At 45.9% G+C, this 23,990-nt stretch carries 20 protein-coding genes; 7 read left to right on the top strand and 13 right to left on the bottom strand.

Annotated features, from left to right (window positions below; translation table 11 throughout):
• Positions 1 to 38 precede the first annotated feature (38 nt).
• Positions 39 to 890 (top strand): MurR/RpiR family transcriptional regulator, encoded by an 852-nt coding sequence (locus MKY66_RS06935; RefSeq protein ID WP_339807080.1) that lies wholly within the window; start codon positions 39 to 41, stop codon positions 888 to 890.
• A 3-nt stretch (positions 891 to 893) separates the two neighbouring features.
• On the opposite strand, the gene MKY66_RS06930 is transcribed toward MKY66_RS06935, so the two are convergent.
• The gene (locus MKY66_RS06930; protein WP_076216927.1) at positions 894 to 1,880 is read right to left on the bottom strand and encodes a Gfo/Idh/MocA family oxidoreductase; all 987 of its coding nucleotides are present in this window, start codon (positions 1,878 to 1,880) and stop codon (positions 894 to 896) included.
• A gap of 268 nt (positions 1,881 to 2,148) precedes the next feature.
• Between MKY66_RS06930 and MKY66_RS06925 the strand changes: the two genes are divergently transcribed.
• Together MKY66_RS06925 and MKY66_RS06920 are read left to right on the top strand one after the other, a co-directional pair.
• Entirely contained in the window at positions 2,149 to 3,435 is a 1,287-nt protein-coding gene (locus MKY66_RS06925; RefSeq protein ID WP_076216910.1) for a hypothetical protein, read from the top strand.
• Between the two features lie 186 nt (positions 3,436 to 3,621).
• The gene (locus MKY66_RS06920; protein ID WP_076216912.1) at positions 3,622 to 5,253 is read left to right on the top strand and encodes a helix-turn-helix domain-containing protein; all 1,632 of its coding nucleotides are present in this window, start codon (positions 3,622 to 3,624) and stop codon (positions 5,251 to 5,253) included.
• 127 nt (positions 5,254 to 5,380) lie between these two features.
• Here the strand turns inward: MKY66_RS06920 and MKY66_RS06915 are convergent, their stop codons facing one another.
• A complete protein-coding gene (locus MKY66_RS06915) occupies positions 5,381 to 5,956 on the bottom strand; it encodes a GbsR/MarR family transcriptional regulator (protein ID WP_076216913.1) in 576 nt (191 codons plus the stop codon).
• Positions 5,957 to 6,457: 501 nt separating this feature from the next.
• Between MKY66_RS06915 and MKY66_RS06910 the strand changes: the two genes are divergently transcribed.
• Together MKY66_RS06910 and MKY66_RS06905 are read left to right on the top strand one after the other, a co-directional pair.
• The gene (locus MKY66_RS06910; protein ID WP_076216914.1) at positions 6,458 to 7,687 is read left to right on the top strand and encodes a glycine betaine/L-proline ABC transporter ATP-binding protein; all 1,230 of its coding nucleotides are present in this window, start codon (positions 6,458 to 6,460) and stop codon (positions 7,685 to 7,687) included.
• A complete protein-coding gene (locus MKY66_RS06905) occupies positions 7,653 to 10,241 on the top strand; it encodes a glycine betaine ABC transporter substrate-binding protein (RefSeq protein ID WP_076216915.1) in 2,589 nt (862 codons plus the stop codon). Before MKY66_RS06910 ends, MKY66_RS06905 begins: the two co-directional genes overlap by 35 nt.
• Before the next feature lie 252 nt (positions 10,242 to 10,493).
• Here the strand turns inward: MKY66_RS06905 and MKY66_RS06900 are convergent, their stop codons facing one another.
• The 6 genes from MKY66_RS06900 to rhaD form a co-directional block, all read right to left on the bottom strand.
• Positions 10,494 to 10,706 (bottom strand): immunity 17 family protein, encoded by a 213-nt coding sequence (locus MKY66_RS06900; RefSeq protein WP_076216916.1) that lies wholly within the window; start codon positions 10,704 to 10,706, stop codon positions 10,494 to 10,496.
• Positions 10,707 to 11,294: 588 nt separating this feature from the next.
• Entirely contained in the window at positions 11,295 to 12,653 is a 1,359-nt protein-coding gene (locus MKY66_RS06895; protein ID WP_143760405.1) for an ABC transporter substrate-binding protein, read from the bottom strand.
• Between the two features lie 383 nt (positions 12,654 to 13,036).
• Positions 13,037 to 13,858: a carbohydrate ABC transporter permease gene (locus MKY66_RS06890; RefSeq protein WP_076216917.1), complete on the bottom strand. Its 822-nt coding sequence runs from the start codon at positions 13,856 to 13,858 to the stop codon at positions 13,037 to 13,039.
• The gene (locus MKY66_RS06885; RefSeq protein WP_047842000.1) at positions 13,855 to 14,817 is read right to left on the bottom strand and encodes a sugar ABC transporter permease; all 963 of its coding nucleotides are present in this window, start codon (positions 14,815 to 14,817) and stop codon (positions 13,855 to 13,857) included. The genes MKY66_RS06890 and MKY66_RS06885 overlap by 4 nt, the downstream gene beginning before the upstream one ends.
• Positions 14,818 to 15,160: 343 nt before the next feature.
• Positions 15,161 to 16,978, bottom strand: a complete 1,818-nt coding sequence (locus tag MKY66_RS06880; protein ID WP_076216918.1) for an APC family permease — start codon at positions 16,976 to 16,978, stop codon at positions 15,161 to 15,163.
• 262 nt (positions 16,979 to 17,240) lie between these two features.
• Complete coding sequence (rhaD, locus tag MKY66_RS06875; protein WP_076216919.1) at positions 17,241 to 18,086, bottom strand: rhamnulose-1-phosphate aldolase; 846 nt, start codon at positions 18,084 to 18,086, stop codon at positions 17,241 to 17,243.
• 436 nt (positions 18,087 to 18,522) lie between these two features.
• Between rhaD and MKY66_RS06870 the strand changes: the two genes are divergently transcribed.
• Positions 18,523 to 18,873 (top strand): hypothetical protein, encoded by a 351-nt coding sequence (locus MKY66_RS06870; protein WP_076216920.1) that lies wholly within the window; start codon positions 18,523 to 18,525, stop codon positions 18,871 to 18,873.
• 21 nt (positions 18,874 to 18,894) lie between these two features.
• On the top strand, positions 18,895 to 20,136 hold the full coding sequence (locus MKY66_RS06865) for a hypothetical protein (RefSeq protein WP_076216921.1): 1,242 nt from the start codon (positions 18,895 to 18,897) through the stop codon (positions 20,134 to 20,136).
• A 35-nt stretch (positions 20,137 to 20,171) separates the two neighbouring features.
• Here the strand turns inward: MKY66_RS06865 and MKY66_RS06860 are convergent, their stop codons facing one another.
• The 5 genes from MKY66_RS06860 to MKY66_RS06840 form a co-directional block, all read right to left on the bottom strand.
• Positions 20,172 to 20,693: a GNAT family N-acetyltransferase gene (locus tag MKY66_RS06860; RefSeq protein ID WP_083657414.1), complete on the bottom strand. Its 522-nt coding sequence runs from the start codon at positions 20,691 to 20,693 to the stop codon at positions 20,172 to 20,174.
• A gap of 234 nt (positions 20,694 to 20,927) precedes the next feature.
• Entirely contained in the window at positions 20,928 to 21,215 is a 288-nt protein-coding gene (locus MKY66_RS06855; RefSeq protein ID WP_076216922.1) for a hypothetical protein, read from the bottom strand.
• A 189-nt stretch (positions 21,216 to 21,404) separates the two neighbouring features.
• Complete coding sequence (locus MKY66_RS06850) at positions 21,405 to 21,893, bottom strand: DinB family protein (RefSeq protein ID WP_076216923.1); 489 nt, start codon at positions 21,891 to 21,893, stop codon at positions 21,405 to 21,407.
• A gap of 27 nt (positions 21,894 to 21,920) precedes the next feature.
• Positions 21,921 to 22,856, bottom strand: a complete 936-nt coding sequence (locus tag MKY66_RS06845; protein WP_076216924.1) for a helix-turn-helix domain-containing protein — start codon at positions 22,854 to 22,856, stop codon at positions 21,921 to 21,923.
• A 240-nt stretch (positions 22,857 to 23,096) separates the two neighbouring features.
• Complete coding sequence (locus tag MKY66_RS06840) at positions 23,097 to 23,951, bottom strand: AraC family transcriptional regulator (RefSeq protein WP_256704385.1); 855 nt, start codon at positions 23,949 to 23,951, stop codon at positions 23,097 to 23,099.
• Between the last annotated feature and the right edge of the window lie 39 nt (positions 23,952 to 23,990).

Raw genomic sequence — 23,990 nt, 5'->3', positions numbered from 1 at the left:
CTCCGCTACACAGATTGAGAAATAAATATACGCGGGTTATGATGTGGAGATATATGTTATGGGATGATTTTAGAGAGGAATGGAACAACCGCATGGAATCCAAACTACTTCAAAAATTAAAATATGCTTCACAATTAACGGCACAGGAGAAACATATTGTGGACTATATCCTGAACAATCCCGAAGTTGTATTTGATTCTACAGCCCATGAACTGGCTCAGCAGACCTATACAAGCTCATCCACCATTGTTCGCTTATGCAAAAAGCTGGGTACCAAGGGGTACCCAGACTTTCAGCTCAAGCTTGCTCTTGAATATCAACAGATACCTTCCGCGTTGCAGACGCAGGATGATCATGCAATTGCAGAACAAGGCAACGTGCTGGCTGCCATCGACTCGGTTCCTTACCTGTACCAGCAGGCGCTGGAGGATACCCGCCGGATGTTAAACGCTCCTGTTTTGTTACGAATCGCGAACTGGGTCAAAGAATCCGTACGCATTGATGTCTATGGCAGTGATATGAATTATTATCTGGCTCAACAGGCTTGTGCCAAGTGGAATGAACTCGGCATATCTGCCATTGCTCATAATAGTCCGAACATGCATTATTTGAACACGATGAATCCCAATAACCTGACGCTCTCTTTTGTTATATCACACACAGGTGAGAACCAATCCATGATTGAAGCCGCCAAAGTGCTGAGCAACAAACAGATGAAAGTCATCGCGGTCACGGGCAACAACCATTCAACCCTGTCCAGACATTGTGATGAAACGTTACTGGCTTACGGATACAATGAACAATTAAGGCTGTCCAAAATGTCTTCGATGGTCTCGGTACTCTATCTTTTCGACATGTTATACATGGGCAGCATTAGCGATACGTATTAACGATTAACGCTGGTCCGCTGCAAATACGATCCCGGCATCCTTACGTGCACTCATAAGTACACTCATTACAGAATGGCTGTGTTCGAGCAGTTCGTAACACCTTTTGTAATCCCCATTTCCATGGATGTCCCTGAACGCTTCCCACTCATAGTACAGCCAATTGGATTGGCTCTGGGCATTATACGCCTCAGCAAGCTCGTTCCCGATCTGAAGCTTGATCTCCCGGCAACCGTTTGCTCCTCCCACAACCTGAAGATAACCTTTCTCACCCTGAATGAGCACAAAGTTCATACTGTTTGTGTCTTTGGCACCTACACATTCCGCAATAAACTCCGGATACTGGAGAACCACAACACCTGACGTATCAATGCCGTTTGCATGCTGGTTCGCGGTATACGATACGGTATTCGGACTGCCAAACAGATTCATGACCAGATGCAGATTATAAATATTGATATCCATCAGCGCTCCACCAGAGAATTGTGGATTGAATACGTTCGGCGTTTCCCCTGCAAGCAGATCATTGTATTTGCGCGAGTATTGACTGTAATTACACTGGATGAGTTTGATCGGACCAAGCTTTGGTAGTTGCTCCTGTATGACTTTAATATTGGGCAGATGAATGTTGGAGATGGCTTCAAACAACAACAGATTCTTTTCTTTTGCAAGTGCAATCAGCCTTTCTGCTTCCTGAAGCGTGGACGTGAACGGTTTTTCGCAGACAACATGTTTGCCATGTTGAAGTGCCTGATAGGCCTGTTCATAGTGCATGCTGTTTGGTGAAGCAATATATACTAGATCTACATTTGTATCTGAAAATAGGGATTCCAGGTCCGTATAGATGGTACTTACCCCATGTTTACCCGCAAGTTCCTGGGCTGTTTCTCTCTTCCGGGAGTACATCGCTGTACACGTAACATCTTCCAGTTCATTGATCGCAGATAAAATGGCATCCACAATGGACCCTGTACCAATCGTTGCTATATTCATCATATCGTTTCTCTCCTGTCGTTGGTTTGTCCGTTGGCCTCGCTCTGGTTGAGTGTAATGTTATCACGATCATGTCAGGCGGAGAACGCTTTGGGACGGGATTGGCAGCATCATGCGCAATTCAATATCAGGTTTGAATGACTATGAAATTCAATTTCATCCTCTTCTTTTTTTCATGTTTGAGAGCTAACATATCTTCCATAGTTTACCGATATAACATAAGGAATTAACGACATACATATAGAAGAACGAAGGGGACGATGAACGAATGAAAACAGGGTATACATACTTACAACGCACTATCTGTACATTGCTGTTATTTACACTCATTGCAGCAGTGACATTGGGAGGTGGAACCGCAGCCGAGGCAGCTTCACTTAGCCAATCCACAGTGTATTATGAGTCCGACGGCGTTTTGTACAAAGTATCCGCGGATGGCAGCAATACAACAGAAGTATTAATTGATTTCCAAGGTGTGGACTTGCACGCGGCAGGCTCTTATCTCTACTACACGCAGACGGCTTCTTCCACAACACTGCTTCGGGTTCCAAATGACGGGTCCAGCGATGCGGCAGAGACATTTGCTACAGATGTACTCAGCTATTATACGGATAACGGATTCATCTATTATCTGGATGCTACAGGTACCATTTATCGCGCGAATGGCAATAGTGACGCTTCAGCTGTCACCAAGATTGCTGACAAGGCCGATACCGACTTCCCATTCCTCCTGGTAACCAAAGGGCGTGCCTACTATAATGCGTTGGTTAATGGAAACACGTGGATCGTGTCCAAAACGTCCAACGGTTCTGGCGCTGTGCAGCGGATTGCCGCAGGTGCAGTCGAAGGACGTTATTTTACAAATCAATCCAAAAACGAACTGCAACTGATGGTAAATACAGACCCCTACGAGGAGTTTTACTCGACCAATGCTGTTGTCATGTATAAGGTGAACTACAACACTGGCAAAGCAACTGCGGTTAATCCCAAAGCAAAACTGGATGTGAATGCTGTATATTCCGGTGGTTGGGGAAACAATCTTTACGTGTATAACAAAGGAATCGTTCTCGACAGCAATAAGGATTACAATTATGCCAAAGGCAAAGCGTTTGCGTTAACGACTTCAGCCAAAACACTTCAGCTTCACAACAAGAGCGTCCGGGAAGTAAGTGCACTCGGTACAGACAAGGTTATCCTTATTGATGCAGACAAAAAGGCTTATGCCAAAACGGTCTCCGGCAACAAAGTGACCAAGTCCGCCAACCTGAACCTGACAAATGTAACGTATGTGGCGAATCAGTTGACCAATGGTACATCTACCGCTGCTTACATCTCGGGCAACAACGGTCTCTATTCGGTCAATACTGCTCTCAAGGTAACCAAACTTACCAGTGACGAATGGGATGCATTCCATATCAGAGATGATGTTGCCGGCCTGTTCTACATCAATGCCAAAGATCAGTATCGCTTGTATCATGTGCAAACGGGTGGAACAGGGAAAAAAGTAATGAGTGACGTTTTCCTAGACAATATTCTATTGGTGACACCGTACTAACATATATGTTGATTCAGGCGTACAGCCCATTCAACGGACTTGTCCGTAACAAAAAGGATTACCTTGCAGCCATAATGGCTCCTGGTAGTCCTTTTTTGGTTGTCGAAAACTATTTTTCAAAAAACATCTTCCATATGAGAATGATAATTGTTATCATTAAGAAAATAAGACAAAAGGATGGTCCGTATGACTGAACAGTTTCCCTTCATTGCTGAAACCTCATCTCTACCGCTCCTCTCCTCCATGTGCCGTGTGCGTCGTGGGGAGAATTTCCGTGTGCAAGGCAAGACGGTGTCACGGCCCATGCTATGTCTTATTTTGCAGGGAGACGGTGTTCTGGTCCTGAATGATACAGTCTACACGGCGCAAGCGGGCAGCTTGTTTGTACTGAAGTCAGGAACAACCATTGAGGCCGCTGCACGCTCGAATATGACCGAATGTATATTACTAAGCATGGATACGGTTTGTTTGCAGCAAGTGCGCGGTGAATGGAAAATAACCTCTTCACCCGCCTTCCCGCTGGATTGGGAGACAGGCAGGTTGCTGGTTCGTCATGAGCAGCAGGCTGTATTACGTTTGGAACAACTGTATGAAACCTATCGCGGTCTTCAACCGGATCACTTTATCAGCATACATAGCCAGCTGCATGAGCTGCTGCAGTTTCTCTCGGAAAACAGGCTGGAAGCCAATCATGAGAAAGTGGACCCTGCCTTGGAACGCAGTATTATGTATATGCGACGTTACATGAGTGAAGGAATTAGCATGGATCAGCTTGCCAAGATCGCTGGACTGACACCTAGCTCCTATTCACGCAGTTTCAAGAAGGCCAAAGGCATGTCACCCACCGATTACCTGAATCGTTTACGTATAAACGAAGCCAAAAAACAGCTGACAGAGGAATCCTGTGTCCTCAAAGACGTCGCGGTATCTGTCGGGTATGGCAATGAGTATTATTTTAACCGCAAATTCAAACAAACCTTGGGGATTGCTCCCAGCGTATATATGAAAAGAGATCAACTTCGCGTAGCTACGGCATCCATTATGGGATTCCATGAGAACTTGGCCTCGCTTGGACTGCGTCCGGTAGCTGTGTTGGAAGGTGAAGGTGTGTTTGACCGAGAAGCGGATGAATATGAACAAGAACGCCGGTTAACCAGACAATTCGATCAACTTCGGCAGGCGAAGCCAGACTTGATCATCGGTGACTTTTACCACAAGCCCTATTACGATCGCCTGAAAAGTATTGCACCTACCATCATCTTGGAGTCCACTGATGACTGGAAAGAGAACCATGTTCGCATCGCCGAACTGGTCGGACGTGAGAAACAAGCGTTGCTGAATTTCAAAGAACTTGAATTTCGCAAGCTTGAAGCAAGCCTGAACCTGCAACCCTATTTCGGACAAAACAGATTGGCTCTGATGGAGGTTACGAATCAGTTCATTCGCTTGCAAGGGACTGGCGAGCATCCATTAAATCACTTGTTGTATGCTGAATTGGGACTTCAGCCTGCTGAGCTTGTATCTCCCGAAAGTTCCAGAAATGAGTATGTTGCGGATAGTATCCCGGTGCTGGACACAGATTACCTGTTGATCCATCGTGCTTCGCTTCAGCCTGCCAATGAAAAGCTGTTCCGACGCATGAAACAAACGGCTTCATGGAATCGATCCCCTGCTGTATTGTATGGTAACGTTCACGATATTTCGAACTGGCAACGGTTATGCTGGACCCCGGCTGGCCGGTTGCAGATTCTGAACGAACTGGAACAGATTGCTCAGCAGTCTGAAGTCTTTCCTCAGGCAGGTTTGATCGGACATTAGATGTGAACATAGGTTGATACGATGGGCAAGATTATCTTTTACATCGTGTTCCTTCATTATAAATCAGTAAGATATTGCACAGACCAAAGGGCCCTCTCCTATAACAGAAAGGGCCCTTTGCATGTAATTATGAATGTTCCTTAATCTCTTCTTTCGGAACCAGCTTGTATATCTCTTCATCTTCCATGGTATCAATCAACCGATCCAACCATTTGTAATATGCTTCCGCTTGCAAAACTTTGTGTTTGTCTTCCATCAGGATGTGGATAAGTTCAGCATCCGCCTCTTCATCCAGATCTTCGACTAATCGATTCAGTTCATCAATTGATTTGCGTAGAATCTGAAGGTTACTCTCCACGGCTTTTCTCCACTTAATTGCAAAATAATCCGTAAACGTCTGATGCCAGTCATATTCGACTTCATATAGGTCTTTTCTGGAGCCCTTGCTCCACACTTTATTTACCATTTTCAAATCCAGCAGTGTTCGTACACCTGTACTCATACTCGTTTTGCTCATTTCCATTTCCCGTCCCATATCGTCAAGGGTCATTGGTTTGTCTGCAAAAAATAGCAATCCATATAAGTGTCCCGTTGACAGCGTAACGCCGTAAAGATCCATATTACGTCCAATGGCTTCAATGACGCGTTTACGAATCTTCAGCACGGTTGCCTGCTGTTCCTCTTGTAAATGGTCCAAGCCCATGCTTGCAACCTCCATTCTGAACATTCCACAGTCTTTGGCGAAATCATTGCAACACTTTAAAAGTCCTGCTTACATGGGAAAGCTCTCGACCGGACATCATATATGCCAGAGGGCTTTCATTCACCCAATGTATGAAAATGGGAACTTTACCAGGCTACAATTGCCTATGACTATCTTTTAACCAAAAAATTCAGCTTCAATTCAGCTCATTTTCTATTGTAGGAAAAGCAATGTCAAATGTAAAGCTGCCTTATTAGCCAGAATAAGGAGAATGACGGAGTATTTGGACGAAAAACTTTGTACAGTTTTTACTGTACAAACATTATGTACTGTTTATTCGGTTGATATACTGGTTAAGTATTGTTAGTATTAAACTCGTTACCCAGAAAGACGGGAAGCGAAGCAACAACTACCGGATTTCGTGGCTGGGCGCATAAGTGTATGGGCTTATGGATGCTGAAAGCCGTTCGAAGTGCACAACACATCAGAAGGGGTGAAAACATGACCATACTTGAAGTGAGAAACGTAAGTAAATTGTTTGGACCCCAAACCGAGCAAGGTCTGCAATTACTGGAGCAAGGTTGGGGTAAAGAAAAGTTGGCCAAAGAAAAACAGATAACGGTTGGTGTCAACCGGGTCAACATGGACATTAAGGAAGGCGAAATTTTCGTTATTATGGGGCTGTCTGGTAGTGGTAAATCCACACTGGTTCGGATGTTCAATCGTCTGATTGAACCAACATCCGGAGAAATTCTGGTCCATGGTAAGGATCTACGCAAGATGAACAAAGAACAATTGCGCGAAGTGCGCCGGAAAACGATTAGCATGGTCTTCCAGAAGTTTGCGTTATTCCCGCACCGTACCGTTCTTGATAATGTGGAGTATGGATTGGAAATACAAAAAGTAGATAAGGAAGTACGCCGGGAGAAGGCAAAAACCTCACTTGAGCTGGTTGGCCTTAAGGGCTGGGAAGACAAAATGCCAGATGAACTCAGTGGCGGGATGCAGCAACGTGTCGGCTTAGCGCGTGCACTTGCCAATGACCCGGAAGTACTACTGATGGATGAAGCCTTCAGTGCACTTGATCCATTGATTCGTCGTGATATGCAAGATGAGTTGATCGAGCTTCAGGATAAAATGAAAAAGACCATTATTTTCATTACCCATGACTTGGACGAAGCGCTGCGCATCGGCGATCGTATTGCCCTCATGAAAGACGGCGCAGTTGTGCAGATCGGTACACCGGAAGAAATCATGATTCAACCGGCCAACTCATATGTGGCCCGCTTCGTCGAAGACGTGGATCTGTCCAAGGTCCTTACAGCATCTCACGTAATGCGTCGCCCTGAAACAATCACGCTTGACCGCGGACCTCGCGTTGCCCTCGAATTAATGCGCGAAAGTGGCGTTTCCAACCTGTTTGTCATTGACCGTTCGAAGAAGCTGCTTGGTGTCATTACAGCAGAAGACGCTTCTCGTGCGATGCGTGAAAACAAAGTATTAAAAGACATTCTGATCACGGACGGGCCTACTGTGTCGCCTGAGACCCTGATTCATGAATTGTTCGAAATTGTAAGTTCAGCCCATGTGCCTCTCGCTGTTGTTGGTGAGAATGGCCGTCTGCAAGGTGTTATCGTCCGCGGTGCCCTGCTGGGTGCACTTAGCGGTGAAGTTGCAGTAAAGGAGGAACTTGTGAATGATTCCCAAAATACCACTAGCGTCGTGGATTGAATCCATCGTTGACTGGATGAGCTCCTCGCTATCCGGATTGTTTAATGTAATTTCCACCGTTATTCAAGCGGTTGTCGGATATTTCTCCGGGCTGTTTTTGCTGCCCCATCCGCTCCTGTTCATTGCCATATTGGGTGTTCTTGCATTCCTCGTAGGACGACTCCCACTGACACTATTTACGGTTATCGGGTTCTTGCTCGTAGATAACTTGGGATACTGGTCCCAATCGATGGACACACTCGGTCTGGTTATCACTTCAGGATTGGTTTCGATCCTGCTTGGTGTGCCTGTCGGAATCTGGCTTGCATACAGTAAAACTGCGGCGCGTATCATTACACCGCTGCTTGACTTCATGCAGACAATGCCTGCATTTGTCTACTTGCTGCCTGCGGTTACATTCTTTAGTCTAGGTGTCGTTCCAGGTGTTATCGCGTCTGTTATATTTGCGATTCCCCCAACGATTCGTCTGACTCACCTGGGTATCAGACAGGTATCTGGTGAATTGGTTGAAGCAGCCGATGCATTCGGCTCAACTTCCATGCAAAAGTTGTTCAAAGTACAACTTCCACTCGCTTTGCCTACCGTGATGTCCGGTATTAACCAGACCATCATGTTGTCACTATCCATGGTTGTTATTGCATCCATGATCGGTGCACAAGGTATTGGTGCGGAAGTCTATCGTGCTGTAACACAACTACAAATCGGTAAAGGTTTCGAAGCCGGTCTGGCCGTTGTTGTACTCGCGATTGTTCTGGACCGTTTTACACAAAATGTGTTTATGCCAGGTCGCAAAAAGACCTCACGTATTACAGCCAAGCAAAAAGCATGGATCACTGCTGCGGCAACATTCCTTGTGCTTGTAGCTGGTTTCTCACAATACTTCGTTGGTGGCACAACTTCGGCTGGTGGCAACAATTCAGCAGCCAATGCTGTAGGTCAAGAAGTGAGCTACCAGATTATTGGTATCGATCCAGGGGCTGGTATCATGAAGTCTGCTGCAAAAGCGATCGAAGACTATAAATTGACTGACTGGACTCTGATTGAAGGATCTGGTGCAGCCATGACGGCCACACTGGACAAAGCGATCAAAAATGAAGATCCAATCATTATTACAGGTTGGACTCCACACTGGATGTTCAACAAGTATGATCTGAAATATCTGGAAGACCCTGAGAAATCTTTCGGTGATGCTGAAGAAATTCATACCATCGCCCGTAAAGGTCTGAAAGAAGATCACCCTGTTGCGTTTGAATTCCTGTCCCGTTTCCAATGGACCTCGGATGAAATGGGTGAAATGATGACTGCTATCCAGGGTGGCACATCCGCAGAAGAAGCAGCTAAAGCTTATGCCGAGAAACATGCCGATCAGATTGCTGAGTGGACCAAAGGTCTGACTCCAGTGAACGGTGATGCATTCAAACTGAGCTATGTGGCTTGGGATTCCGAAATCGCAAGTACCAACTTGCTGAAATATGTGATGGAAAACGAATTGGGTTATAAAGTTAACGCTCTGCAAGTCGAAGCCGGACCGATGTGGACGGGTGTTGCCTCAGGCGACGTAGATGCCTCTCCAGCAGCTTGGCTGCCATTGACACACGCAGACTACTGGGAACGTTACAAAGACCAGGTGGACGATCTGGGGGCCAATATGACAGGTGTACGTACAGGCCTCGTGGTTCCTAGTTACATGACCGAAGTCAATTCGATTGCAGATCTGGAGACAGGTGCCGCTTCTTCCACTCCATCGGCAAGTGCTAATGTGGGTGAAGAGGTTAATCACCAAATCGTTGGTATTGATCCAGGTGCAGGTCTGATGAAGGCCACAGCAAACGCCATTAAGCATTATGATTTGTCTAACTGGAATCTGATTGAAGGCTCTGGAGCCGCGATGACTGCATCGCTGGACAAAGCTTATAAAAATGAAGAACCAATCATCGTTACGGGTTGGACTCCGCACTGGATGTTCAATCAGTATGATCTGAAGTATTTGGACGACCCCGACTTGATTTTTGGCGATGCAGAGGAAGTTCACACGGTTGGACGTAAGGGAATCAAAGAAGATCATCCCGTTGCCTATGAGTTCTTCTCTCGTTTTAATTGGACTGCGGATCAAATGAGTGAAATCATGGTAGACATTCAAAAGGGCGTTTCGCCTGAAGAAGCTGCCAAGACTTATGCAGAAAAACATCCGGACCAAATTGAAGAGTGGACCAAAGGGTTAACCCCTGTTAAAGGTGACAATTTACGTCTCGGTTATGTTGCATGGGACTCTGAGATTGCGAGTACCAACCTGATGAAGTATGTGCTGGAGACAGATCTCGGTTATACCGTCAAAGCACTACAAGTTGAAGCTGGCCCCATGTGGGCAGGCTTGGCAGCAGGTGATATCGATGCTTCTCCAGCCGTATGGCTCCCGCTTACACATGGAGACTACTGGAAAACATATGGAGACAAGATCGAAGATATCGCTGTCAGTATGACTGGAGTCAAGCAAGGTCTGGTTGTTCCAACGTATATGGATATCAACTCTGTTGAAGACTTAAAAGATAATTAAACCAGATTGAGATGGATAAACCTGAATTTGGTAAAAAGACCACCGAAATTTTTCGGTGGTCTTTTGTTTTGACTATGATTTTTTCAGGCATGCTATTTGATTTGATATTCTATCCTGGTCATACTGCATACTGCTACTTTAAGCATTCACACGCTTTTTCCATTTGACTCTTCTCACATATCCTCTTACTTCGCCTTCGCTCATGAACATCGTATGTAGATGATACTTGGTGAGTTCGTTCATTTCCAATATCTATCCGATCAGTAACAGTAGTACACCAATGACAATCATGACAACACCGAGAATACCATATACCACTCTTGCGCCCTGTCTTCCAATAGTCTTCACAAAAATTCCTGCTCTGAAACTCTTCATAAACCAATCCCAATTGTTGATACCACCGAGTAAACTAAAAATTCCTGCCGCTATGGCAAATAGCGCGATTAAAACGGGTTGTTCTTGCATGTCGTCAACACTCCTTCAATATAATCCTGTCTACTATACCTTCAATTGGTGAAAATTAACAGGCACAAATTAGTAAAAAAAACAGCATGCAGATGGAAGTCTGCATGCTGTTTCTAGGGCGTTAAACATATTATATTCATTTGCCTATAGAGAACTAATTTTTACAATACCCGCTGATTTTCGCGAAATCTTTCTAAGCTATATCACGTCTGGAGAATGAATACATCCTGCAATTATTCGTAGGTTTTGCCGATTGTTAGCGAGTAGGAGGATTTTTTACATAAATCGTCATCTCGACTTTAGGCCTATCCGTGGTATATGAAACCGAACTATTGACACAAGTTTATCAGATATCTTTTACTTCGACATACAATCCCTCAACCTTTTAAGCCATACTTTTGTTACTTGGCCTGTGATCTGACATAACCTGTTAACGTTCATCTTGTTATCAACGTTGCAATCATTTGTTCAAACAGGTTGTACATTAAGAAAAATCCGTCTCAGGTCTCAGAGGATATCATAAAATTACAACAGATGCGACGATCATTAATAAGCGCCGCATCTGTTTTTAATCCAAAGCGTCTACAATTATTTCTTCACCGTACTGTTATATTGCGCAATCTTGTCTGTAATTTGTTTGGCTGCTGCATCCAATGCTTCCTGTGGTGTACCTTGTCCATTCAGGACCGTTTCAATCGCTCCTTCGACAAGTTGTCTCGCTTCCGGGAATACACCCATTAATGCCCCGGATGTTGCTGTCGAATCGGCGGAAGCGTGCAATTGATCGACTGCTGTCTGGAATTGCGGGTACTTCGCCATATTATCCTTTAATACTTGCTCATTGTAGGCTGCTGTCGTAATAGGGAAGTATCCTGTCGCAACACTCCAGTTCGCTTGCACCTCTGGTGTAGCCAAGTACTTTATGAATTCCCATGCCGCTTGTTGTTGTGCTTCCGATTTGTTGTTCATGATGTACAAGCTTGCTCCACCCACCACAACGCCGCCTTCTTTGGCATCCGCTGGACGAGGCAGGAAGCCTGTTCCCAGTTCAAACTTCCCACCTGAACCTTCTACGATTTTACGCAGGCCAGCAGTGGAATCGAGGGTCATACCGATTTGTTGTGCTGTAAATGCTGCTGTCGTATCGTCTGTGCTACGCCCCAAATTGGAGAGGGTTTTCTCGTCGATCATCTTTTTCCACCACGTTAATGTCTTCACTCCAGCTTCGGAGTTCAGCAGAGACTCTGTAGCTGCTTCGGTTCTTCCGTTTCCATTGTTTACATAATCTGCATTCTGGTTTGCGAAGAACTGTTCCATAAACCAGCCGTAGATCGCCATGGATGCACCTGGCTTACCATCTTTCGCCAATGCTTTTGCCGCTTGTTCAAACTCTTCATACGTCTTCGGCGGGTTCTCCGGGTCCAAACCTGCTGCTTTGAACATATCCTTGTTGTAGTACAGAATCGGGTTCGATGTGTTAAACGGCATCGCGTTCAATTTGCCATCGATGGTGTAGTATCGGATGATGTTTGGCTCCAGTTGGGACAGGTCGAACTGATCCTTGTCGATGAACTGTTGTACTGGCGTAATCATGCCTGAATCAATCATGAACTTGCTACCGATCTCGTAGACCTGGATAATGTCAGGACCGCTGTCTGAGCCCATGGATGCTTTGAGCTTGTTCAGACTTTCATCGTACTTCCCTTGATAGATGGGTTTTACCTGAATTTCCGGATGGCTAGCGTTAAAGTCGGAAGCGAGTTGGTTAATGGCTTTCTCCCCTGCGCCAGACATGGAGTGCCACCACGTCAATTGTGTTGTTTCAGCTGCAGCTGCTTCTGCTGGTGCTCCACTTGCCGGGCTGCTTGTTTCAGCTTTTGTTCCGCAAGCGGAGATGACCAACATGAGTGCAGCCAGCATTAATGCAAATGTTCCCCTTTTTTTCAAACGAAATCGCTCTCCTTTTATATGGCTCGCGTACAATAAAATCTTGGGGATGACGCGGTGTGGCCGTTACGGTTACGAATCGTTCTTTTGATCGCTGTTATCCCCGGATTTTTTCATCCCCCCTTTCAAAGGGGAAAATCCGGTGATAAAGGCGAACGCTTTGCTTCTTCAGAATCGATTTCGTCCCCTCCACTACTACCGTCGTTCATTTCAACATTTTATTTGAAGCACGAGCCTCATTTTATTCGCTCCTGGTATCTAAAACTGTAGACCTTGTACGAAAATACAAGGTTTAATTCAAAACCTCTAAATTAAAATCTTTAGATCAAAACCTTCAGAGCTTCCACTTCAATTCAATTAAATAGTATTAAAACTTACCCCTCTTACCCCTTCAGCGCGCCTGCGGCCATTCCGCGGACAAGCTGTTTCAACCCGAAGATCAATAACAGCAAGGATGGTAGAATGACCATTGCTGTTCCGGCAAATACAAGATTCCACGCCGTGGATTCCTGGAACTCCAGCATCGAGATCCCGATCTGTGCGGTTCTCATTTCTGGTGTATTTGTCACCAGCAGCGGCCAGAGATACGAATTGTACATGCTTAAGAATGAATAGATTGCCAGTGTTCCAAGTGCCGGACGGGACAATGGCAAGACGTGCGATATAAAATAGCGGATATGACCACAACCGTCGATCCTCGCTGCCTCGAACAATTCCTTGGGCAGTTGCATGAAGAACTGTCTCAGCAGGAATGTACCAAACGCCGTTGCCAGAAACGGCACGGTAAGCCCCTGGTAACTATCCAGCCAGCCCCAGCTGCGAACTGTCAGGTAGTTGGGGATCATCGTCACTTCCCATGGAATCATCATCGTTGCGACAAACATGCTGAAGATGAAGTTTTTGCCTTTGAACTGCATTTTCGCAAAAGCATAGGCTGCCATACTCGCTGTAATCAATTGACCAAGCGTTGTCAGTCCTGCGACAAGAAAGGTATTGCCGATAAATCGACCGATCGGAACAATATCGAATACTTCGCTAAAGTTGGACAGATCGATTGAATTTGGAATGATATGCGGCGGATAAGCACTCGCATCTTCCGGCGTCATCACGGCCATGAAAAAGGTGTACATCACCGGATACAATACAAGCGCTGCACAGATCGTCAGTAATACATACAACAGCGTTTTGGTCCATGTCGCACTCATTGGTAATGCACTTTCCTTTCTACCCATTTGAACTGGATCAGGGTCAGCAGCATAATCACCACAAACAGGATCAGCGCCTGTGCACTACCTGTACCAAAGCGGAAATTAACGAAGGCTTCCTGATAGATGGAATATACAAAAACATTTGTACTGTCCATCGGGCCACCCCGGGTTAGAATGTTGATCTGACCGAACGATTGAAAAGCACCAATGATCGATACAACCGTGACAAAGAATAACGTTGGTGACAGTAGCGGCATCGAAATTTTGCGAAACGTCAGCAATGGTCCTGCACCGTCAATCTTGGCACTTTCATAGATCTCATCCGGGATGCCTGCCAGACCACTGGATAGAATAATGTAGTTGAACCCTAGATTCATCCAGATTGTCATGATGGAGATCGAGATCAACGCCCAATCCGGGCTGGTAAGCCAAGGAATTGGATCAATACCTACTTTGCCAAGCAGATAATTCAGCATGCCCAGGGTCGGATGGAATAGAAACTTCCAGATCACCGCTGACGAACCGACGGATAACACCACGGGCAGAGAAAATACAAATTGGAACACACGCATTCCCTTGAACCGGTTGTGAGTCAGTGCAGCCAGAATCAGAGCAGCCAACATACCTGTGGGGACTGTAAACAGCACAAATAGTAACGTCACTTTCATCCCTTGCATAAACAGTCCTGATTGGAACACAGCCTTGAAGTTATCCAGTCCTACATAAGCCGCAATCTGTCCCGTCGGATCTGTGGAATGCAGACTGAGATACACAGATTTAAACATCGGGTAAAACAGAAACACTGCAAACAAAAGCAGCGATGGTGCCAGGAAACCATAGGCCAGCAGATTCTCCCGCATTCGCTGCACACGCAGCGAGGCTGTCCGGCGCGCACTCGTACCGGATACGCGCCGTTTGGCGGCGGGCAAGCTGATCCGGTTATCAAGCTCACTCATCGGATTTTCTTCCCCCTTGTTTCACGCATTCAGTGTGTGTGAAATGTTATATTAACTTCAGCACCACGTTATCTAGTGTACGAGTCAAATGTCACTGCAAAATTCATTCTGAATCAACGTAACGTTAATCATGGACAAGGGACTTTACGGAAATGTGTATCCATTCGAAAGCGGTATCCAGACCGGATTTCATGACAAAAAACCGCAAGAACTCCCCTGTTTGGAGATGTCCCTGCAGTTGGATGTGTAAATGGAATATGAACGTTTGCCTATTAATGAAAGTGACTCATTTTACAATAATCTGTAAATCTTTCAACCCCGGTTAAGCGATTAACCGTTTGAGTTAACGATTAAGATGATATGGCACCGTGGTGACAATCACGTCTTTGTAATTGATCAGATAGGCCCGGATCATGAAGCTGGTCTGGTTGTGCAGTACATTTTGCCACCAGTGCTTGGTGATGAATTGCGGGATTAATACGGTGATGTGATCGGTCTCAGCCGTTTTCCACTCTACGGTATCAATGAATTTCTTGAGCGGCCCCATAATGCTGCGGTATCTCGATTTGATCACAACCAGACGAACACCTGGATTCCACTCCTCCCACTTCTGCTCCATCTTGCGTATCGCCTCATCATCGAAGCCAATGTAGAGTGCGACCACGTGATCCGACATCGTCTGGGCGTAACTGATCGTATTCATGACGACCCGGGTAATGCCCGCAACAGGAATGACTATCGTATTGCCTTTCTTGGCTGGCTTATCTACCTGAATATCAATCCGCAGCTCATCGGCGATGTTGCAATAATGACGGTGAATACGCATGAACACATAAACAACGAGTGGCAAAAAGATAAAGATGACCCATGTCTGCGTGAACTTGGTGAAAATAAAGATCAGGGTAATCGATAATGTAGTCAGCATACCGACGGTATTGACCAGTAACTTCATCTGCCAGCCAGATGGCTTCACTTTGATCCAGCGAATCATCATACCGAGCTGTGACAGGGTAAATGGAATGAACACCCCTACCGCATAGAGCGGAATCAGGCTTTCCGTATTTCCTTTGAACCCGACCACCAGTAGCGCAGACATCACACTGAGGAAAATGATCCCGTTTGAGAAACCAAGCCGGTCACCTCTGACCATAAATGCATGCGGCATGTATTTATCCTTTGCCATCATGAAGGATAACAGCGGAAAAGCCGAATAAGCTGTGTTGGCTGCCAGGAACAGGATCAGTGCCGTTACACCCTGGATGATAAAATACATCGTGCCCCTGCCAAATGTTGCTTCAGCAATCTGGGAAATGACCGTTGCTTTGGGATCAGGCTTCACTCCATATCCATAAGCCAGTAAAGTGATGCCGATGAACATGGCTCCCAATATACAACCCATAAGCAGTAATGTACCTGCGGCATTTTTCTCGGCTGGCTGCTTGAAGTTCGGGATTGCGTTACTTACCGCTTCCACACCAGTCAAGGCCGAACAACCGGAGCTGAATGCTTTCAATAATAGAAACATACTTACATGGGATAGACTTGTTCCGAATTCAGGTGCAGCTGCTTCCATCCCCCCGGCAAGAAATTTGATTCCGCCCGAGATAATCAGAACCGCAATCGAAAAGATAAAGAGATAAATCGGGATCGCCAGCACAGACGCTGACTCCGTTACTCCCCGCAAATTCATAATCGTTAGAAAAACTATCATAATCAGAGCAATCACAACACTGTAGTCATGCAGCATAGGAAAAGCCGACGTAATCGCATCCGTCCCTGCGGACGAACTTACCGCAACGGTCAGAATATAATCGACCAGCAGAGATCCTCCGGCAATCAGACTGGATGTTGTACCCAGGTTATCCTTGGCTACGATATAAGCGCCGCCCCCTGTTGGATAAGCAAATATCGTCTGGCGATAGGAAAAAATTAAAATGACGAGTAATCCCAGCACGGCGATGGAAATCGGAACAGAGTACCACAGGGCGGCGAATCCGGCCGCAACGAGCACCAGCAAAATCTGTTCCGTACCGTAGGCAACGGACGATAGGGCATCTGAGGACAGGATGGCGAGTGCCTTCCATTTCCCCAATTTTTCTCCATCCAGTTCAGCCGATTTCATGGGCTTGCCTATTAAGATTCTCTTCATTTTGCCAAGCATGATCATAACTTCCTTCCGTCTCTCATCTGTGAAGCATTGTTATTATGCAAAATCGCAGAGCCATTGACAATACGTCAGCTCACCCGAAATTCGCCAGCGCGTGATAATGCATTCTACGATTCAATAATCGATAACAAAGCCATTCTTGTTCAGCAATTTGAACTTTTTTGAACCAAAATGACGATTGTTCGTCAAAAAAAAAGGAAATGGGCTTCGGTTCAATGAACCAAAGACCACTTCCTTGATCTATGCGTTGACTATTTTAACTGCCCAGAATTCCGGGACGAGGGGTAACACCAAATGCTTGCGCCAGTGTGGTCAGCTGCTCATCCGTAATTCTCTGCCGGATCTCGTGACCGGCAACCAGCATAAACACCTGGGCTGCCTTCTCAATCGTCTCAATCAGACCAAAAGCCTCATCAATCGTTGTGCCTGTTCCAAAGATGCCATGTTGCGGCCAGATGACCGCGTGATATTCTTTCATTTTCTCAGCCGTTTCGCGGCCAATCTCATTCGATCCAGGAATCATCCATGGAATAATGCCAATTCCATCCGGGAATACAACCACACACTCCGTGCACATCTGCCACAACGTCTTCGTGAATGTTGCCTCATCCAATTCGTGGATAAACGTCATCGCCAGCACATGAGTCGCATGATTGTGCATAACAACACGGTGGTTCGGGTCCAATTTCAGACGTTCAATATGGCTCATGAAATGTGTAGGCAATTCACTTGTTGGGTTCGCCCCCGACTTCAATCCCCACAGCACTTCCAGTTCCTGACCATCTTGCGATACACGTAGCAACCCCAGATTGCTTTCGGGATCAGCGAGTACATTTTTGAAATATTTGCCCGATGCGGTTACGATAAAATACTTGCCTGCCAGCTCTTGCACCGAAAATGCCGGTTTGATCTTGCGAATCACATGATGGATATCAATATATTGGGCAACTTCCTCTTCCTCCAGCAGATAGCTGACATTACCGCCATTACGCTCATCCCAGCCATTTTTCCACATATGTTGTGTAATCTCAGCCATCTCACGGACAAATGGAATATGGAAACCTGCAGTCTGCGTTGTTTCATTGGTAAGGGTCACGTTCATGATCAATCTCTCCTTATATTGAAAATCAAATGGCTTGCCACGTACATAGTAAGTTCTTTATTTCACATTCATTATACCTTTGTTTATCTTTGGTAGTCAATAAAAAACACAGAAATGATCTTTTATTTATTTTTGTTTAGCTTTGTTTATTTGAAAATAAAACAAAAAAATACCCCACCGGCGCCCGGCGGGGTCAGTCACACATCTATTTAACACGAGAAGGGGTTTACAAGACTTATCTTACCTCTGCTACCTTAATAGAAGCTGAAAGCGAAATAAAAAAAGCATGAAAACATATATCCCCTTGGACAGAAGATTGAGTACCTCCTTTTCATTCAGTACATCTATCTCTCTGTCCAAACGCTTTTGTCGATTCTAACATATGCTATTCTAGCTTTTCTCAGGGAAAGTCATTCATAAAAAAGGAGTTGAACCTATGGCAGTCCTTTCTACAGGCCCGATCGAGAACAACCTCTCTGGTGGCAGCAGGCCTACACAACAAGTCACGATCCTAATCGTAAACACCGATTCCATCAATACGTCCAATGTACTCATTGAAGGTTATTCACTGAATGGAACGAGGACCTTATACGTGCTTCAATCCGTCAATCTGACCCCCGGGCAAGTCTTCTCTCAAACCTACTATGCCAACCTGGATGGATACGAATATGTATTCACAACGAGTGGAGACGCAGCCGCATTGACTGAAATTTCAGTGTGGGGAAAAGACAGCGCCGGGCAAATCGTCACCGCACATCGCATTGTTTCGAATGAACTAACTCTATAAAAAAAAGGGGGGGGAAATCAGATGGCCACAATCTCATCCGGACCGATTGAGAATAATCTAGTAGCCGGAGTAAGAACTACAACGGTAACCGTCAAAATTGATAATCACGATCCTGTCAACGCCTCGGATATTCTAATCGAAGGGTATGTACTGAACGGAACACGAACCTTGTATGTACAGGAAGCCATTACGCTGGGGCCCAATGAAGTTTTCACCAAAAGTTACTATGCCAACCTGGCTGGCTTCGAATTCATTTTTACTACCAGTGGCCTGGCGGAGAGCTCAACTGAGATTTCGATGTGGGGCAAAAATACAGCAGGACAACTGGTCGCTGCTCATCGCCTGGTATCAGCGGAATTGCTAGGAGCTGGAGGAGGAACTGCGAATTTCGAGTGGGGGCAGACGATCTACTGGGCTGATTCCAGCGCACCTGGTCCAGGTACCGGATCGCCGTTTGATCCATTCAACTCTCTTCAGGCTGCCATTGATGCAGCTACAAGCAGCCCGCTTGCAATGACCTTTGGCATGAGAGCCCGTTTGATTATTCTGATTGCCTGCAATTCTTCGTTCGATGAAGATATTGTCATTCCACCCGCAAGACATGTGCAAATTCTGGGACTTGGCCCCTGGCAACTCGGAAATTCGGATCTGGCGAACTTTGCTTCTTCTACTCCACGTAATGTCACGATTCAGACGAGCCAAGCCGCGGAAGATGTCTATCTGGTCCAAGGACCTGCGTTTGATGCCCGGCCTGTTACCGTAATTGGCACATTCAATGATGGTACCTCGGTCAGCACACACACCAACTACACCGATGGCGCCATCATAAGCGGCAACGTCTCTTTTCAGAACGTCGACATGGTCGACCCGTTTACTACGATTGAATTTCAGTTACTCAATGCAAGAGTCGTTGGAAATATCGTGCAAGACGGTCATATGGGCAATCTGAACACGTACCTGTATCACAGTCGGATCAATACGATGATTCATACCGGTTTGAATATTCAACGGATGGTAGATAGTACTTCGGACAGCACGATTAACGTCAGAGGATACTCACACATCACCAACTCGACAATTAATGGCGACGTGACTGTTACACTCGCGCTTAGCGATGTCCCGCCCACCGGCATATTCAGCAGTCAGTTTGCTACGATCACCTGGACAGGACCTTTAACGCTGGATGCCGCCTCCAACTATTATTTTGTTAACAGCGGATCTACACTTGTCGGAGCCAAAACCGTATTATTCAGCATCGCCTAACACGTAATCCCTGTCCTTCATTGGTCAGGGGTTTCTTATTTTCGCAGCACATACGATGGATGCATCTTTCCTGTCGGTTCATAGCGTTCATCACCTGTATACTCAAATCCCAGCTTGATCAAAATATGACGTGACACTTCATTATCCGGATGATGTCCGGCAAACAGTGCCTTCACATTCATTTTGTCAAAGGCATAACCAATCACCGCCCGCGCAGCTTCCTGAGCATACCCTTTGCCCCAGTGATCCCGGGTTAGATGAAATCCCAATTCATAGATCTCCTCTTCTGGAGAATACGGACGCAGGCCACAGCAACCAACAAACACCTCCGACTCTTTCTCGAATAGGGGCCAATATTGCACACCCGCTTCCTTCTGCCTTTGAATCTCCTGTGTCAATCGCGCTTCTACTTCATCCTCGCTCAGAAATCCCTTGCTGCTAATCCATTTGGCAACCTCATGATCGCCCCACAATGCAAACGCCAGCGCACGATCTCCTTCGTTCCAAGTCGCACATTCCAGTCGTTCCGTTTCAAATAAGATTGTTCTGTTCATCATCGACTAACCTCCTGTATGCCAACACCAGTTCACGTGCAGCTTATACCTTAAATTAATCGAATGAACGCCAAAGTAAACAAACCTGTATAAAGGCGCTGTTAAAGTTTAAAGGTAATACGTATTACAGATGATCGTAAACCAGCCACTTATTTAATTTAAATCTATGTATATCCATAAAAAAAGAAGACCCCTGCCGACAAAATGTCCGACAGAGGCCATTCCAGTCCACACCAATTACAAATCTCCTACGGCGAATTGAATTGTTCCGGAAGCTGCGCCTCCAAGGTTAGCTAACAAGGCAAACACCAGAACTCCACCTGCAGAAATGGTAAGGCTGCTGTTTACAGGAACAACGTAAGTGACTACAGGTTCATTAACACGTGTGATCACGAGAGATACCGGAAAAGGTCCAACGTTGTTCACTGTAGCGCTGGCATTTGTGCCTCCAGCCAGGTTTTCGTAGTAGGACTTGCCTACTCCGGCAGGAAGGTTGTAATTTTGTATCGGTAAAAGGATGGCCATTGAAATCACCTCCTTTTGCTTTGATACGGTATTCTATGCTTGAAATCTATTAAAGCAACGGTGAATTACCAGTGTCATAATGTCCAATTTTGATAGACTCCATAGATTGATAGACGAATGTACGCAAAAAAAGCCCCACCGGACCATCCGGTGGAGCCAACTAAGCTTACTTTAATATTACATGTTTAATTACGCATACAGCATGAAAAAGTTCAGTTCATGGCCCTGCTGCTTGAGATAGTTATACAGCTGCGAACGGTGATGGAATACATGCGTTACCGTTTCAATCTGCCATTGAACCTGCAAGTGACCATGTTCCATATAAAAAGCTTTTGTTGAACGATTCAAAAAGTCATCCTCGCTCAATCCCGTGATATAAGCTTTGTAGGATTCGAAATTGCTCCATAACGTTGCTTCAAGCTTCTCGATATCCTGAATCCCCGACAGACTATTCTCTACCAGCCCAACCTCAGCTTCACCTTTTTCCTGCATAATGGCAAGATCGGATGCGGTAATCTGGATAAAATGATGCACTAGCTCCACCAATGAACGCATATTCTCCTGTGGACGATAAGACCAATCCTCCGAACGGATCAAGCGAATTAACGAAGCCCCCGTCCGTACGCCTGTTTCTAATTCATTTAACAAGTGATCCCGAATCTGCAATGTTCCATTCATATATGATGTCTCCCTTATCTTTTATTCTCACGACTTCAGTATAACCGAAGGTGCTGCAGATCTATTGTACAAATCGGACAACATTCTGCCATGCTCCCTGGCTGCCGTCAACGGAGTCTCTCCATAAAACTTGCGAAATTGCCGAATCAGATGGGCTTGGTCAAAAAATCCATGATTCTGGGCAAGCATTGCCCAGTCTGCCGTGTTCCCCTGATGAATATCACTCAGCACACGATGAAAACGAACCACCTCACTGAATCGCTTGGGGCTGATTCCGACCCATTCCGAGAACTTGCGATGCAACTGCCGTTCACTGATCACTTCACGCATCGCCAGCTCTTGGACACTCATACGTCCCCCATCTATAAAGATGCGGTGCAGCACGTTTTTCATCACATTGTTCTCCGATGTGCTTGCCTGCACGGGCAACGGACTCAAGTACGCATTCATAACCTCTACTCGCTCTGCAAAATGATTCGTTTCGGCCATCCGTTCCTGAAGCCCGTTCAGCTTCTCCGGCCAACATTCCTGAAGTGTAATTCGCTTATCCGTAAACCACTCCAGTGGCATGCCATGGAAGACATGCGCTCCACCCGGGAAGAACCGGACACCAAAGGTGTAGTCTCCAGCAGGGGAACCATCATCGGCTGGCTCAGGTACAGCGAACGGCTGTGTATAATTGCCACAGTAAGCATAGGAGTGCTTTGAACAGACCGGGTCGTATGTGATCAGCATGTCCGTGCAACCATCCGGCAATACCCGGGCAGGCACAGTCATCACCGATGGCTCTCGACCTTCTCTCTTAGCAAAATCCGCATATGTGTTCGGAAGAGATCCTGATTCCCAATAACAGGCCACATAAGCCATCAGGCCGGCAGCAGGTATTTGCTCAACATAATAACTGTTAGGGTACGTCCCATTCATCTGAATAGGCTTAAACAACGGGTGCAAACTGTGATCCACAATTCCATCCTCCGGTCACTAGAGTTGGTTACACATTATGTATTCATCTATCATACCACCAACCGAAGAAATGAAGAAAAAAAGTGCCCTACCGGAGGACAATCCGATAGGGCCAGTCACACATCTATTTAACACGAGAAGGGGTTTACAAGACTTATCTTACCTTCCCAACCTTAATGGAAACTGAAATTGGGATGAATAACAGATCAAAATTCAAAATGAATATTAACATGCAGACTTTCAATTCAGCCCGTGCAGTTTGCGAAAACGCTCTGGACTCATGCCTGTATGCCTTTTGAACATCGCACAGAAATAACTGGCATTCTCGTAACCCACCCGATCAGCTACTTCATATATTCGAAGCTCTCTCTCACTGAACATAAGTTGTTTGCTTCGATTGATCCGTTCCTGGTTCACGTAAAATACAGGTCTGGTATGGAGCGCCTTCTGAAACAGCCTGCACAAATATTGGGGAGATACCACAGCCACATCGGCCAGTTCCTTCAGCGAAAGTGAACGATCCAGATGCTCTGCGATATAACGCAGCACAGGCTTCAGGCGCTCCAGTTCATCATTATAATTGGCGGATGCGATGAGCAGTGGCTTCAGATCCAGCAGCAGGGCATATAATTGTTTGGAGCATTCCACATCGTAATCTGCGTAATCCGTATCACCGCCATTCTCTCCTCTAACCAGAAGTTGCTCCAGGCCACGCAGCAGCGTGGCTGTCCTGAGTCTGCATACGCGTGAACCGGTTATCCCCGCATAAGATAATAACTGGCTGGCCTCTCTCCCCTGAAACGAGACCCACGCCAGCTCCCAGCGGTCACTGATGGGCATATATCGATGCGGAACATCGGGATACAGAAAGAAAACGTCACCCGGCCCGACGATATACTCGTCTTCTTGTATAATCAGTCTCCCCTGACCATGAATAATCTGGTGGATCTGATAATCCGGGAATCCCTCTGGACGCTCGGTTTCATATTGATGTTCCCAGTAACCAACCGTGGTCATATAGATCGGCAGGCGAGCAGCTTCTTCTGTTTTACCAAAAAAAATCCGGGTATCCATCCAGTACACCACTTTCTTCATCGTTAGTTTCATATTGTGATATATATGGGCAATATTCTT

It is taken from the genome of Paenibacillus sp. FSL R5-0766 (genome assembly GCF_037971845.1).
Taxonomy (GTDB): domain Bacteria; phylum Bacillota; class Bacilli; order Paenibacillales; family Paenibacillaceae; genus Paenibacillus.
The sequence above is the reverse complement of the archived record's forward strand: the minus strand, read 5'-3'. Positions and strand labels throughout refer to the sequence as shown.

Bases quoted from the DNA above. Each gene is read 5' to 3' on its own strand.
- MKY66_RS06920 (WP_076216912.1), top strand. From the start codon at position 3,622: ATGACTGAACAGTTTCCCTTCATTGCTGAAACCTCATCTCTACCGCTC.
- MKY66_RS06925 (WP_076216910.1), top strand. From the start codon at position 2,149: ATGAAAACAGGGTATACATACTTACAACGCACTATCTGTACATTGCTG.
- MKY66_RS06855 (WP_076216922.1), bottom strand. From the start codon at position 21,215: ATGGCCATCCTTTTACCGATACAAAATTACAACCTTCCTGCCGGAGTA.
- MKY66_RS06935 (WP_339807080.1), top strand. From the start codon at position 39: ATGATGTGGAGATATATGTTATGGGATGATTTTAGAGAGGAATGGAAC.
- MKY66_RS06865 (WP_076216921.1), top strand. From the start codon at position 18,895: ATGGCCACAATCTCATCCGGACCGATTGAGAATAATCTAGTAGCCGGA.
- MKY66_RS06880 (WP_076216918.1), bottom strand. From the start codon at position 16,978: ATGCTTGGCAAAATGAAGAGAATCTTAATAGGCAAGCCCATGAAATCG.
- MKY66_RS06850 (WP_076216923.1), bottom strand. From the start codon at position 21,893: ATGAATGGAACATTGCAGATTCGGGATCACTTGTTAAATGAATTAGAA.
- MKY66_RS06900 (WP_076216916.1), bottom strand. From the start codon at position 10,706: ATGCAAGAACAACCCGTTTTAATCGCGCTATTTGCCATAGCGGCAGGA.
- MKY66_RS06840 (WP_256704385.1), bottom strand. From the start codon at position 23,951: ATGAAGAAAGTGGTGTACTGGATGGATACCCGGATTTTTTTTGGTAAA.
- MKY66_RS06885 (WP_047842000.1), bottom strand. From the start codon at position 14,817: ATGAGTGAGCTTGATAACCGGATCAGCTTGCCCGCCGCCAAACGGCGC.
- MKY66_RS06890 (WP_076216917.1), bottom strand. From the start codon at position 13,858: ATGAGTGCGACATGGACCAAAACGCTGTTGTATGTATTACTGACGATC.
- MKY66_RS06870 (WP_076216920.1), top strand. From the start codon at position 18,523: ATGGCAGTCCTTTCTACAGGCCCGATCGAGAACAACCTCTCTGGTGGC.
- MKY66_RS06930 (WP_076216927.1), bottom strand. From the start codon at position 1,880: ATGAATATAGCAACGATTGGTACAGGGTCCATTGTGGATGCCATTTTA.
- MKY66_RS06860 (WP_083657414.1), bottom strand. From the start codon at position 20,693: ATGATGAACAGAACAATCTTATTTGAAACGGAACGACTGGAATGTGCG.
- MKY66_RS06910 (WP_076216914.1), top strand. From the start codon at position 6,458: ATGACCATACTTGAAGTGAGAAACGTAAGTAAATTGTTTGGACCCCAA.
- rhaD (WP_076216919.1), bottom strand. From the start codon at position 18,086: ATGAACGTGACCCTTACCAATGAAACAACGCAGACTGCAGGTTTCCAT.
- MKY66_RS06905 (WP_076216915.1), top strand. From the start codon at position 7,653: ATGATTCCCAAAATACCACTAGCGTCGTGGATTGAATCCATCGTTGAC.
- MKY66_RS06915 (WP_076216913.1), bottom strand. From the start codon at position 5,956: ATGGGCTTGGACCATTTACAAGAGGAACAGCAGGCAACCGTGCTGAAG.